Raw genomic sequence first — 13817 nt, 5'->3', positions numbered from 1 at the left:
CTACGGTGCGTCAGATATCAAAAATCTATTTATCTGCCAATTTCACGGTTTATCTGCAAATGCCATACCGCAATTGGGACAATGAATATCAAAGCTACTCCAAACAGATGTTTTATGATAGTCCCAATAATAGCCATGTTTAAATAGTTTTGTATGACACTTCCAGCAATAGTCTAAGTGTATTTGGTGTCCACATTCTTTTGATTTACAAGTTGCCGTGTAATAAAATTTGTTTTCACCCCTTCTATGTGTGAGAATATCTATTTTTTTTCCGCCACAATTCAAACAAAATAAATCATTAGTAGGTTTTGGATCTATTGTATTTCCATCTTTTGCATTTTTATTACTTTCTAAAAGATACTCAAAAGCCATTCCAATTAATTTTTTTAGGTTATCTGTAAAATTTGGTTTGTGCATAATATATCCATATTTGTGAAATGGAAATGTAGGTTTTTGATCTTCTTCACCAAAATAAATTTTATCACCTCCATGATTTGTCATTTTTACTGGTTTCTTTTCACCAGTTAAATCATTACAGGGGTGTAAGATAAAAACATAATAATCCATGTCACTATATTTATCATTTAAATTTTTTATCTCATAATTCAAAGATTTTTTGTAATTATAATTTTTAAATTTAGCATCAAGTACAAGATAAATTTTTCTATCATTAATGGATATTTCCAGGATAAAATCAGGTCTTTTATTATTTGGGAGTGTTTTTTGATAATATAAAGTAATTGTTCTACCATTCAAATTTTCTTCAAAATTAATAGTTACCTGATTATTCAAGTTATTATTTTCAGGATTAATAACTTTTAGAAGTGTACGAGTATCCCGTGAGTTGTATTTAAACCCGTATGATTCTTTTAATGTCTTAATTATAGAAACTAAACACCACAATTCATAAATTTGAGGTATTTCTCTCATACCATAAGTTGTAGCTTTCTCATAAAGATCAAAAACTCCTAGATCTATTCCCTCAGATTCTAATATTTCTTTATATGAATTTAAAGCATTTCGATAACTTATATTTTGAATAAAAGTCATTGAAGGTGTAAAACCTTGAATATTTTGCCATTTAATAGTTTTAAAAAATGTCTTTCTTATTCTTTGTTCTATTAATGGTAATAATTTTTGTTGTTCTTTTACAAATTCATCTAAGTCTTTAATTTGCTTTTCAAGTTTTTTTATGTCATTTTCTAGAGTTCTGACTTGATTTTCTCTTTCTTTTATATCCTTTGATGTTAATATTTGAACCCAATTATTTGATTCTAATTTTTGTTTATTATTCAGTCGTTGATTTAATATATTTTTTTCAATTTCTGGTTCTATCCTTTTTATTCCTGTTATCGTAAACTGTGGGTAAATATTTCCTTTATCCACTCTAATATCACGATCTTTTATAAAAGAAAATTCAAATGTATATTTTTGTTCTTCTTCCAAATAATTTAAACACGCATAAGGAAAGTTGATTAGACAAAACGCTGTCTTATCGGTTTTGCACCAGAACCCACTATTGGATTTTTTATCTTTATATTTAATATATATACTTAGGGTATAAAATTTTTGTTGACTATCAAATGGCATATTACGACTAATGTTTTGCCATTCTTCCTCCATATTTTGCACTTTTTTTTCTTGCAATAAAATTTCTTCTATAATTTCTTCCCTGTTAACTGGAGGATTAGGATCATTTAAGACTTTAATTTTAGCCTTTTTATCGTTTATTTTATATTCCAAAGATTCTAACTGTTTCTTAGTATAATTAATATTATTTGAAACAATTTTATATATACTATTTAACATTAAACATAAATAGCGATTTTCATAAATATCGTAATTTTCAATAAATGTTTTTGAAGGTAAAACCCTAGCACTACCACCAATACTTACTAATTTTCTGTAAGTTTCAGCAATAGGTTTTACTTTCTCTATTTTCGCAATACCTTTTGATGTTAATAATTCAGATTTAGGTTTTTTTTCAATTGCATCATAAGCTTTTAGAAAATCAATAATTGATTTACTTTCTGAATAACAGAATATTTTATCATAGTATCTTAACTCTAATCTACTAGAAGTTATTTTTGATTTTTGGGAGGTGATTAAATTCCATAATTCACCCTCAAAATCATTTTTAAGTTGTTCAAAGTCAAAATCCAGAATGTTGCTATTTATATCAATTGAAATAAAATCTTTAATCTGCTTTAAATTGTCTAAAATGCCAATTTCAATTTTACCGATTGTATTTATAGAAGGACAATGATGATATCCAATTCCCCTTTGTCCTATCTCCCATTCTTCTCCTTTAATTATCCATAAATCATCTTTCAAATTAAAAAGAGGATCATGATATTTGCCATCACTACCTTTTAAAAATGGTGTGTGCGGTGTTTTTACACAAAATTGAAAATACTTACCATCCTCTTTGGTATAGAGAACAATATCATATTCATAAGTATTTATATTGCCAGCTTTTATTGTTGGTTTCAATGGCCTTGCGCTTTTGGTGATACTTAAATATTTATCGCATGACTCCCATTCAATAGAAATCATTAGAACTTCAAAATCTTTCATCATGTCTTTCCTTTATATTATGCAAAAAAGTTAATTTCAGAGTCAATTTGAGGGTTATTTTTGGCTTTTTTTATCATTTCCGACAGAAAATCATTTGAAACTTTACCTATTTCTTCACTACCGTCTGTTTTATGGTAATAATCTTTAAACAGAGTTTTGAGATGAGAAATGAGAAGTTCTAATATCTCTAATTTACTACTACCGTTTTGGGAAATTTGGCTACTATCAAAGGAAAAGCGAGGTAGGACTTTTTGAATAATGATAATATTTAGGGAAATTTTATCATTGTTACTGTAATTTTCATAAACCTCTTTGTTAAGTTCAGCATAGTTTAGAGACTGACGAATAGACCTAACACCAAAATCAATATTTAAAGGTAACAAAAATTTTTGATTTATTTCTTTTAAATTCATACTAATGTAGGAATTATCCATTTTAGGATATTCTTCCCTTTGGGAAAAAACAACTGGATTCACATAAACCGGTACTAACTCCAGATCATATTCTGAATTGTCAAAAAATCTTCTTACCTTCTCTTCATAAAGTAGTGGATTTTCAAACTTGACAATGTGTACACGATCCAAAATCTTAGGTGAAAAGTAATTTGTGGTTTCATCAACATTAATAGCACCAATAAACCTGACATTATTAGGTATCTTGATAGTAGATGGAAATTTCAAAATATCCATTAAACGTCTTTTTGTTTTGGTGTGTAATTGCAAAAGCGATTCTTTCTCATTATTACCAAAAATTTCTAAAAAGCGCGTTCTTGCCTCATCATTGTTTAAAAAGTCCTGCCAAGATTTTATTTCAATATTCTTAGCACTGTTTTCAAGCAGGTTTAATAAAGTCTTAAATTCTGATATGAATAGTTCTTCTTCATGTTTGGCATATAATTCAATTTCTGGTTGACTACTGCGTTCTTCTAATTTTGAAAGAAAATCTGCAAAGTAATATTCAACTCTTGCTAAATTCATCTCATCCAGGCAAATGAGATATAATTGATCTGGATTGTGAATAGCCTCTACTATTGCTTCTGTGAAAGGTGTAGGCAGAAAAGACATCTGAATAGGGTTATAATATCCCAACAAATCATCTGAACTTGTCCAATTAGGTTTAACAGGTATAATCTTGGCAACACCACCCAATGCTTCCGCAAATGCTTTGACAATTTGGGTTTTACCCGAACCTGACAAACCACTCAAAACAATTAAATCATTTGTTCTTAATAGGGTCAAAAAATTTCTGATCTGAAATCTTGTATAAATCAGATTTTTTTCGCAAAATAAATATTGATGTACATGATCTGCTAATTTCGCAAAACTACTTTCTAATTCATTTTCAAAACTTAAATAATTACTAGGAATAACGTATTTTTCTCTGGATAGTGAAATATACTGTCTTTCCTCATCCTCGCTCAAAAATTCTAATTTTCTGCAAATATTAATCTTTTGCTGAAGAATTTTTATAGTGTTTTCCATTTCCGTTTTTTGATTTATTATTTGGTCAAGTTGTATTTTATTGGACTCTATTTTTTCACTCAATTCCGATATGAAACTCTCATTTTTTGAAATTTCAGTAATTTTTTGAGCGATTGTTTCCTCGCAATATTTAATTGCCTCATTTAGTTCATTAATTTCATAATTCTTTTCCTCTATGGCTTTGACAAGACTATTTAATTTTTCTCCCTGTTGAACTCTATCAACAGTAGTTTTTAATAAATAAGGATTGTTCCTTTTTCTCTTTTCATTTAGGCTGGCTAATTCACACTCAAAATAATACCGTTCATCTTTTTCTAATTCATAAGGATCGTAAATAAATATATCATCAAGATCATTACCATTAGGATATTTTATTTTTCGTCCGTTATGATCAAGAACAGATTTAAAATATCCATAACGACTACCTGGGTTTACGGTTAGCACTCCAGATAATACAAGAGATGGAATTTGATTGTATACAAGAATATCCTTAATCAATTCACTATCAGGTTTTGCTAGTAGTTTATTGAATTCCTGTTCATCATTTTCAGTCATAGGCTATTTGATGGTAATTGCGTTTTTATGCTTACCAGTAACTAAGATTTGCTGTAACATTAACTTGACTATGGATATTGTCAGCGTTAGAGCATTGTTACTGAAAGTATTTATACTATTTTTTACATTCATATAATATACAACTGTCTGTCTTCTTGGGCAACTATACGGTTAAAGGCTTAAAAAAAATTAATCAAGTAGTCAGGTAAAGCAATTTATACATTCATTAGCATTCCCCAGGTTATGGATAATGCCACGTTGCGCTATCAGAAACTCATCAACTTTCCTGTGAGTTGACTCAAACTCGGAAATCTTCTTTAATGTCAGGCGATTTTCCCCCAGAAACACATAAACTAGCGATTGGGTTATTAGTAAACTGTAAAGGTTAACCCTGACGACATACTCAAAATCAAGGACAAACCACGAATGACTAAATTTCTAGACACCGCTATTGAAGCCATTGTCTCCCGCGAAATCCTCGACTCACGGGGAAGACCTACCCTAGAAGCAGAAGTACATTTAGCTGGTGGTGCAGTCGGACTCGCGCAAGTTCCTAGCGGTGCTTCCACAGGCACATTTGAAGCTCATGAACTGCGGGATGGGGATAAAAGCCGTTATGGTGGTAAAGGAGTCCTCACAGCGGTAAAAAACGCCAATGAGATATTAGCACCCAAATTATTAGGGTTGGATGTCCTCAACCAAGAATTGTTAGACCGGACAATGATTGCTACAGATGGTTCAGCTAACAAATCTAACTTAGGTGCAAATGCCATTTTAGGTATTTCCTTAGCAGCAGCTAAAGCAGGTGCAGCAGCTTTAGACATTCCTCTCTATCGCTATTTAGGTGGACCTTTGGCGAATTTATTGCCAGTCCCCTTAATGAATGTGATCAATGGTGGAGCGCACGCATCTAATAACGTAGACTTTCAAGAGTTTATGATTGTCCCTATTGGCGCTCCTTCTTTTAAAGAAGCTTTGCGTTGGGGTGCGGAAGTATTTGCGACTCTCAGCAAAGTGTTAGATGATAAAGGTTTGCTGACAGGTGTGGGTGATGAAGGTGGTTTTGCACCTAACCTAGAATCTAACCAAGTGGCTTTAGAATTGTTGGTAGCTGCAATTAAACAAGCTGGTTACAAACCCGGTGAAGAAGTAGCTTTAGCCTTAGACGTGGCTGCAAGTGAATTTTACAAAAATGGACAATATGTTTATGATGGTAAACCCCATAGTCCTGTTGAGTTTATTGATTATTTAGGTCAGTTGGTTGACCAATATCCCATTGTATCTATTGAAGATGGTTTACATGAGGAAGATTGGCAAAGTTGGCAATTACTAACTCAGAAAATTGGCTCAAAAGTACAATTAGTGGGTGATGATTTATTTGTCACCAATGCTACCCGCTTACAAAAAGGCATTGAACAAAAAGCCGCTAACTCGATTTTGATTAAGTTAAATCAAATCGGTTCACTAACTGAAACTTTGGAAACCATTGATTTAGCCACTCGCAACGGTTTCCGTTCAGTAATTAGCCATCGTTCCGGTGAAACTGAAGATACAACCATTGCTGATTTAGCCGTAGCTACTCGCGCCGGTCAAATTAAAACCGGTTCTCTGTGTCGCAGTGAACGGGTAGCAAAATACAATCGCTTACTCAGAATTGAAGATGAATTAGGCGATCACGCCGTCTATGCTGGTACTGTTGGTTTAGGACCAAAATAGGCAATTGGTGATTGGTAATTGGTGATTGGTGATTGTAAACAGCATTACCCATTACCCATTACCCATTACCCATTACCTAATTAAGGATAAAACCCAATTTTAGGTAATCCCAAGGTTTCATCCCAGCCTAGCATCAAGTTCATACATTGAATTGCTTGACCTGCTTGACCTTTAATGAGGTTGTCAATGGCTGACATGACGATAACGCGACCAGTGCGGGGGTCAACTTCTATGCCGATATAACAATTGTTACTGCCACACGCCCATTTAGTTTGGGGATAAGTGCCACTATTGCAGATTTTCACCCAAGGGGAATTACGATAAAAGGCACTGTAGATGGTAATGAGGTCATCACGGACTAAACCGGGATCGCGCATAGTGGCGTACACAGTGGCTAAAATCCCCCGCACCATGGGGATGAGGTGGGGTGTAAATTGGATTTTTACGTCATGACCTGCCAAGTCGCTACATATCTGCTCAATTTCTGGGGTGTGGCGGTGTCTACCAACGTTATAAGCACCCAGAGAGTTATCAGCTTCGGCTAACAACAGGTTAACTTTGGCTTGTCTGCCGCCCCCAGATGTGCCGGATTTGGCATCAATAATGGCTGTTTCGGGAACTATTAACCCTTGTTTTAAAAGTGGGGAAAGTGCCAGTAAACTGGCTGTAGGATAGCAACCGGGACAGCCAATTAGATTTGATTCGGCAATGCGATCGCGGTATAATTCTGGTAAACCATAAACTGCTGTTGCGGCTATGGTGCGATCGCTTCTTTCTGTACCATACCAATCTGTATAAGTTTTCAAATCACCAAAGCGATAATCAGCACTCAGATCCAGTACCTTGCAGCCTTTTTCTATAAGTTGGGGAGCAATTTGGCAAGCCAGTCCATTGGGTAAAGACAGAAATACCACTTCACAACGACTAGCAATAAGATCCGGTTGTACTGCTTCAATGGGCAAATCTACTATATTACCGAACTGTGGGTAAAGTTCAGCAAAGGATTTACCTGCACTACTTTCACCACCTAAATAAACAATTTCCACTTCAGGATGATCCATCAGCAGTCGCACTAGCTGTACTCCGCCATACCCTGACGCGCCAACAATTCCAACTGGTACGCGTCTTAAATTTCCCATGATCTTAAATCCTTATCCACTTTTAGTTATCTATTATCAATCATCAGCAGTCAAGCTACTAACTAATTACTGATGACTTCTGATTGAACTTTCGCAGCATTGTATAGCAAAGAGGATCTTTTAGCGTATCTATAATCAGAAATATCTTTGCTCACCAATCACACCCATATTGTGTAAAAAATCATTATCAGTAAATATCATGTGGTTTCGGTTACAGAAAATTTCTTGTCATTTAGTCAATTTCTCACAAAAGCTCTAATTCCGATAAACAAGCTACAATCTAAAATAAGAAATTGTTAAAAAACTTTACGTTGATAGCTGGAAATTTTCTGTGTCACAGCCTAATATTACCCAAACCTTTAAATTTGATCCTATTGATGCCGCTTTGGCCGATCTCAAAGCAGGTCGTGTCATTGTTGTCGTAGATGACGAAAATCGAGAAAATGAAGGTGATTTAATTTGCGCCGCCCAATTTGCCACCCCGGATATGATCAACTTCATGGCTGTAGAAGCCAGAGGACTGATTTGTTTGGCAATGACAGGCGATCGCCTCGATGAACTAGACTTACCATTAATGGTCAGCAAACTCACAGATACTAACCAAACCGCCTTTACCGTTAGTATTGATGCTGGTCCCCATTTGGGCGTTAGCACTGGTATTTCCGCCGAAGACCGCGCCCGCACCATCCAAGTCGCCCTCAACCCAGACACAAAACCGGAAGAATTACGCCGTCCAGGTCATATTTTTCCCCTGCGGGCTAGACCAGGAGGCGTACTCAAACGGGCTGGACATACAGAAGCCGCTGTAGACCTATCCAGACTAGCGGGACTGTATCCAGCCGGGGTAATTTGCGAAATTCAAAACTCTGATGGTTCAATGGCGCGGTTACATCAGTTAATGGAATATGCCAAAAATCATCACCTGAAAATTATTAGCATTGCTGATTTAATCAGTTATCGTCTCCAAAATGATCGCCTGATATATCGAGAAATCATTACCAAACTCCCCAGCCAGTTCGGTCAATTTGATATTTACGGCTACCGTCACACCCTAGATAATACAGAACACGTTGCCATTGTCAAGGGAGATCCGGCAAATTTTGGAGATGAAGCCGTGATGGTGCGAATGCACTCGGAATGTTTAACAGGAGATGCTTTAGGATCTTTGCGTTGCGACTGTCGGATGCAGTTACAAGCCGCATTAAAAATGATTGAAAATGCTGGTCAAGGTGTCGTTGTTTACCTACGTCAAGAGGGACGGGGCATAGGTTTAGTTAACAAGTTGAAAGCCTATTCTTTGCAGGATATGGGCTTGGATACAGTGGAAGCAAATGAGCGGTTAGGATTTCCCGCTGATTTGCGTGATTATGGCATGGGGGCGCAAATTCTCATGGATTTGGGCATTAAAAAAATTCGTTTGATCACTAATAATCCCCGTAAAATTGCTGGTGTCAAAGGTTATGGATTAGACGTGGTAGATCGTGTTCCCCTCTTAATTGAGTCTAATGATTTTAATTCCTATTACCTAGCTACTAAAGCTAAGAAATTGGGACATATGCTGTTACAAACTTATCTAGTTACAGTTGCCATACATTGGCAAGATGAACCGGAATCGGTGACTGAACGTTATGAACGACTAGAGAAAATACGGTATTTATCCAAAAATCAACATTTATTGTTACAGGAAGAAGCCCGTCCCTTGGGAATCGCTTTATTTGATCAACCCTCTTTAACTGTACATTTAGGTTTTGACCAAGCTAATATTGCTGAATCCAATTGGTATCAACAAAAAGGTCATCCTTACCTGCAAGCAATCTGCCAGATTTTAGATGAAATTGCAACTTTACCCTATATTCAGAAAATGGAATTTCTGATTGCGACAGGTAGCGATCCTTTGAGTAATTTGCAAGTACAGTTAGATAGGCAAACTTTCGCTGATGGTGTACTACCTTCGTCTTTAAAAGGTATTTTTCAAACACAGCACATTTACAGTTTTAGTAAGTAGGGTTTGCTGAATTTCCATAGATTAATCATAGCTTTAGTTTTATAACTAGAGCTATTTGTTGATTATTTATGTATGCTTGAATAACCCCACAAATAAAAGTTGCTATTAACTAGAAATTAGCAAGGACAAAAAGTATAATTTTTACTATTTATAATAATTTGTGGGTTATAGACGGATAACCAACTAAGAATAAAGTCATGCTTGTAGAATTTAGTGTAGAAAATTATCGTTCAATCCAAGAAAAGCAAACATTAAGCATGGTAGCTGCTGAAGATGAAACCATGCTGGATAGTAATACTTTTTCTGTACCTAATAATGATGATTTACGCTTAATTACAAGTGCTGCTATTTATGGTCCAAATGCTTCTGGTAAAAGTAATTTACTCAAAGCTATACAAGTGCTGAAAAATCTTGTCATTAACTCAGCTAGTAGAATGCAAATTGGGGATAAATTACCTGTTGAACCATTTAGATTAAATAGTGAATTAGCAAAAAAGCCTAGTAGTTTTGAAGTGATTTTTATTCATAATGATATTCGTTATGAATATGGAGTTTCTTTAAATCGAGAACGAGTATTTGAAGAGTGGTTAATTGCTTATCCAAATGAAGTTCAACAAAACTGGTTTTCTCGTGAATATATGCCAGATAATCCAGAATTAAAATTAGACGAAGGATATAAATGGTCTTTTGGTAAAGGATTAAAAGGGGAAAAAAAGCGTATTCAAAGATTTGTTCGTTCTAATTCTTTATTTATATCACACGCTGCACAAAATAATCATCCTCAGTTAACAGAGGTATTTGATTTTTTTCAAGATGAAATAAATATTCCTATTCACAATCATGCTAATATAGAATTTACTTTAAGCCGATTTGACGAAGATGATAATTTTCCCTTTTTAGTAGCTAAATTACTTAGTGAAGCAGATATTGATATTTCAGGTATCAAAATTGATAAAAAACCTATGCCTGAAGGAATAAATTCTTTTTATAAAGATTTTCTAAAACAGAAAATTGAACAACATGAAAGAGCAGATATAACTATTGATGAAATTAACAAATTAGATATAATAACTATTCATAAAATGAATGACTCTGATCAAGAAGTAGAATTTGATATAGATGATGAATCTGATGGTACACAACGTTTATTTGAAATAGCTGGACTTTGGCTATATGTATTAGAATATGGAGAAGTAATATTGATAGATGAATTAGATAGAAGTTTACACCCAGTTCTTTCTAAAGCATTAATAAAAATGTTTAATAATCCAGAAATTAACAAAAACAATGCTCAATTAATATTTACAACTCATGATACTACACTGCTAGATGGTGAAATATTCAGACCTGACCAAATATGGTTTACTGAGAAAGATAACAGCATGACAAAACTATATTCATTGTTCGACTTTCGACCTCGTGAAAATGAATCTTTACAAAAAGGTTATCTATTAGGTCGCTATGGTGCTATTCCTTTTATTAATGGGTTGAGTATTTAAAAATATGTCACGGGGAAAATCTACCAATAATTTAAAACGAAGTTCCGGGAATAAAAATCCTAGAGGAGACCTTTTAATTGTAGTTGAGGGTGAACAAACAGAATATAATTACTTTGATTCTTTAAAACGTGAATTGAAATTATCAACAATTAAGATTAAAATAGTTTCCGCTAATGGTGGAGATCCTTTAGAGATTGTAACTACAGCTTATGATCTATGTCAACAACAACAGCAAAAATATGATCAAGTATTTTGTATATTTGATGATGATAATAAACCAGAGAAATATAAAAAAGCTCTCAGCACAGCAAAAGAATATAATTTTGAATCTATAACATCAATACCCTGCTTTGAATTTTGGTTTTTACTACATTATTGTTATACTACCAGTCCCTTTAGTAGTTATAAAGAATTATCTCCAAAGCTAGAAGCAGAAATGAAAAAAGAGGGTATTCTCAAACAAGGAGAAGCTTATGATAAAAGTGATAAATTGCTATATAAAAAACTTAAACCCAATCAAGAAAAAGCTATTAATCATGCTATTAAACTAGAACAAAATCATCCTAATGAAGATGGATGTACAAAACCATCAACAAAAGTACATATTCTAATTGATAAACTACAAAAACAAAAAAATTTTGAATGAGCAGTTATTTATTAGCAGTATTAACGCTTCCTAACTGGCGAAAAAAATGTAATTTTGGAAATAGGTAAGTTTTTAATTTTTACCTATTCCCTTTTTTCTTAACTAGCAACTTACGCGAATATTCAGCCCAAATACTTTAATTTACCCGCCCTTTTAACCAAGTTTGGATATCAGCAAAGCTGGTAAAATCTAACAATGCTTCGCTCAAATCTTCGAGAACCGGCAAAGGTAAACTAGAAATCGAGGAACGCATTTCCTCAGAGATTTTTCCAAATCGCTTAGTCAACAGTCGAATAATCACATTAACAGTTGCTTCTTCTCGTCCTTCTTCTCGTCCTTCCTCTCGTCCTTCTTCCTTAATTTCTTGGTAAACTCTAGTTTCCTTGAGTGTTATTCCTAGCATAGACTCTACCTCCATTCGGCTAAGTTTTTCAAACTTGTACACCATGATAGTCGTGATCATCTCTATTATGGCGCGACTTGATGGTTGAGGATCTTCTTCACGGGTTCTTATTAACAAATCCCGTGCTGCTGCTGGTGCTTGTTCTTCCTCCACCGTAGTCAATACCATCAATGCTACCCATAGAGGTAATTGACGAATATCCCCCAATTCATTCAAATACACTCTATGTACTTGTTCACCTTTTAGTAAGGTTCTATGAGGGTAAATGTCCCTTTGTTCGGTATTGCGAGATGGATATATTATAACTGCTTGCCAGTCACTAAATCTAACGCGGTTGCGATAGAAATATAGTGAAGATTCTGCAAATACTCTTTCATAAAGTTGTTCATCTTTTTGAAACTGCACCTCACAGAAATACACAATCCCAGCACCTTCATTTTCTGGGGGGAGAAATACTCCATCTATTTCAAACTTGGGTTCTTTGACAGCTACCGAATCAAATCGGTAAGCATCTGCATTTATGGGTGGATTTGTCAACAGTTCAAATAGCAAAGTTGGAGACTGTTGAAATAGTTTATAGAAAATGGAGTCTCGACGCATGAAGCATTCTATCTATTTGTTAAATATCCTCTAAATTTAATCACATTATTTGAGATTCTGCATAAGTTTTAACTAAATTAAATCCTCAGAATTTTGTTTTGCTAACTAATTGAAAGTTTGTAATTGCCGAAAAGAATGCAATTTATTGAGAAACTTTTCACCATCAAAACTTAAAGGATCAACTTTCCCATTCCCCACATCTACCGCACGATGGGTTGTAATTCTATCATCTGGAACTTGACTTTGAGCAATTAACCAAGCTAAGGAATTATATTGAGCTTCTGTATATCCTGAATGTGCTTCTATATTACTTTTCCCCCAAGCATCGGTCGGGGTTTCTAGAGATACATGATAAGCAAAATTATTTACAGATGGGGATAAATTAGGATTAGTTTGCACAGTTTCCACACCATTAACACCTTTGAAAACTGAGTTACCAGCACCAAAAGCGCGTTTTTCTGGAGGAACTAAATAAATAACTTTTCCCTCTAAAGTAATTATGGCATGATAACTAGCTTGAACACTTTCATCATCATGAGGTGTTTGAAAAAAATTAATGGCGCTAGAAGTAGAATTAGTAGTTTCATGAAGGACAATAATGGCTTGATTATTACAAGGTACACCATTAACATCTGCGGTATAGCGATCGCCATAATTGCTAGGATCAACTGTAACCTGGGCAAAATTAGGTCTATAATTAGCGAAATCTCTAGTAGTTGTATACAGAGGATTAATTTTTTTAACCTTTGCGGGAGACGGGATTAAATTTCGCTTTTTTTCTGGTTTAGTTATTGTTGACTGTAATTGCGCTGGTGGATATTGATACTCAGTTGTCCCTTCCGAAGTTGATGCAATTGTCTGATTGTGTTGTTGTCTCGCACCCCCAATAAATACAGCCAAAGTTAGGGTAGCTAACATCAAAAAAATTAGTATTACTCTAGTCGCCCAGTCTCTAAATCTCATATTTTTATTTAAAATTGGTAATATAGTGTAATGTCTGTAAATATCCATGGCAGAGCCAGTAACAATTATACCTGATCACCACTGTCAAACCTATTACTTGGTTCAATTCAATGATAATGATAAGATCTTTCCATAAATTTTAGATTTTTTTCATATTCATTCCTGACTAGGGATTTTGCCTACAAGCTTTATTTAATCAGATTTTTGATAATTTTTGGTCTTTAGCAGTCCTC

Annotated in this window: 9 protein-coding genes; 4 read left to right on the top strand and 5 right to left on the bottom strand. The window is 34.3% G+C overall.

Features of this window, described 5'->3' with window-relative positions; translation table 11 throughout:
• Positions 1-42 precede the first annotated feature (42 nt).
• Both FJR08_RS02780 and FJR08_RS02775 read right to left on the bottom strand, forming a co-directional pair.
• A complete protein-coding gene (locus tag FJR08_RS02780) occupies positions 43-2580 on the bottom strand; it encodes a nuclease domain-containing protein (protein ID WP_168632077.1) in 2538 nt (845 codons plus the stop codon).
• 14 nt (positions 2581-2594) lie between these two features.
• Entirely contained in the window at positions 2595-4613 is a 2019-nt protein-coding gene (locus tag FJR08_RS02775) for an AAA family ATPase (protein ID WP_168632076.1), read from the bottom strand.
• Between the two features lie 426 nt (positions 4614-5039).
• Here FJR08_RS02775 and eno point away from each other — a divergent pair, with 426 nt between their 5' ends.
• Entirely contained in the window at positions 5040-6329 is a 1290-nt protein-coding gene (eno, locus tag FJR08_RS02770) for a phosphopyruvate hydratase (RefSeq protein ID WP_168632075.1), read from the top strand.
• A gap of 80 nt (positions 6330-6409) precedes the next feature.
• Here the strand turns inward: eno and argC are convergent, their stop codons facing one another.
• On the bottom strand, positions 6410-7468 hold the full coding sequence (gene argC / locus FJR08_RS02765) for an N-acetyl-gamma-glutamyl-phosphate reductase (protein WP_168632074.1): 1059 nt from the start codon (positions 7466-7468) through the stop codon (positions 6410-6412).
• A 331-nt stretch (positions 7469-7799) separates the two neighbouring features.
• On the opposite strand from argC, the gene ribBA reads away from it, so the two are divergent.
• From ribBA to FJR08_RS02750, 3 genes are all read left to right on the top strand, one after another.
• On the top strand, positions 7800-9473 hold the full coding sequence (gene ribBA / locus FJR08_RS02760; RefSeq protein ID WP_168632073.1) for a bifunctional 3,4-dihydroxy-2-butanone-4-phosphate synthase/GTP cyclohydrolase II: 1674 nt from the start codon (positions 7800-7802) through the stop codon (positions 9471-9473).
• 197 nt (positions 9474-9670) lie between these two features.
• Positions 9671-10972: an ATP/GTP-binding protein gene (locus FJR08_RS02755; RefSeq protein WP_168632072.1), complete on the top strand. Its 1302-nt coding sequence runs from the start codon at positions 9671-9673 to the stop codon at positions 10970-10972.
• Positions 10973-10976: 4 nt separating this feature from the next.
• Positions 10977-11618: an RloB family protein gene (locus tag FJR08_RS02750; RefSeq protein ID WP_168632071.1), complete on the top strand. Its 642-nt coding sequence runs from the start codon at positions 10977-10979 to the stop codon at positions 11616-11618.
• A gap of 136 nt (positions 11619-11754) precedes the next feature.
• Here FJR08_RS02750 and FJR08_RS02745 read toward each other — a convergent pair whose 3' ends face one another.
• Both FJR08_RS02745 and FJR08_RS02740 read right to left on the bottom strand, forming a co-directional pair.
• A complete protein-coding gene (locus tag FJR08_RS02745; protein WP_168632070.1) occupies positions 11755-12621 on the bottom strand; it encodes an Rpn family recombination-promoting nuclease/putative transposase in 867 nt (288 codons plus the stop codon).
• A 105-nt stretch (positions 12622-12726) separates the two neighbouring features.
• Positions 12727-13584, bottom strand: a complete 858-nt coding sequence (locus tag FJR08_RS02740; RefSeq protein ID WP_168632069.1) for a peptidoglycan recognition family protein — start codon at positions 13582-13584, stop codon at positions 12727-12729.
• Between the last annotated feature and the right edge of the window lie 233 nt (positions 13585-13817).

It is taken from the genome of Dolichospermum sp. UHCC 0260 (assembly GCF_009711985.1).
GTDB lineage: Bacteria > Cyanobacteriota > Cyanobacteriia > Cyanobacteriales > Nostocaceae > Dolichospermum > Dolichospermum lemmermannii.
The sequence above is the reverse complement of the archived record's forward strand: the minus strand, read 5'-3'. Positions and strand labels throughout refer to the sequence as shown.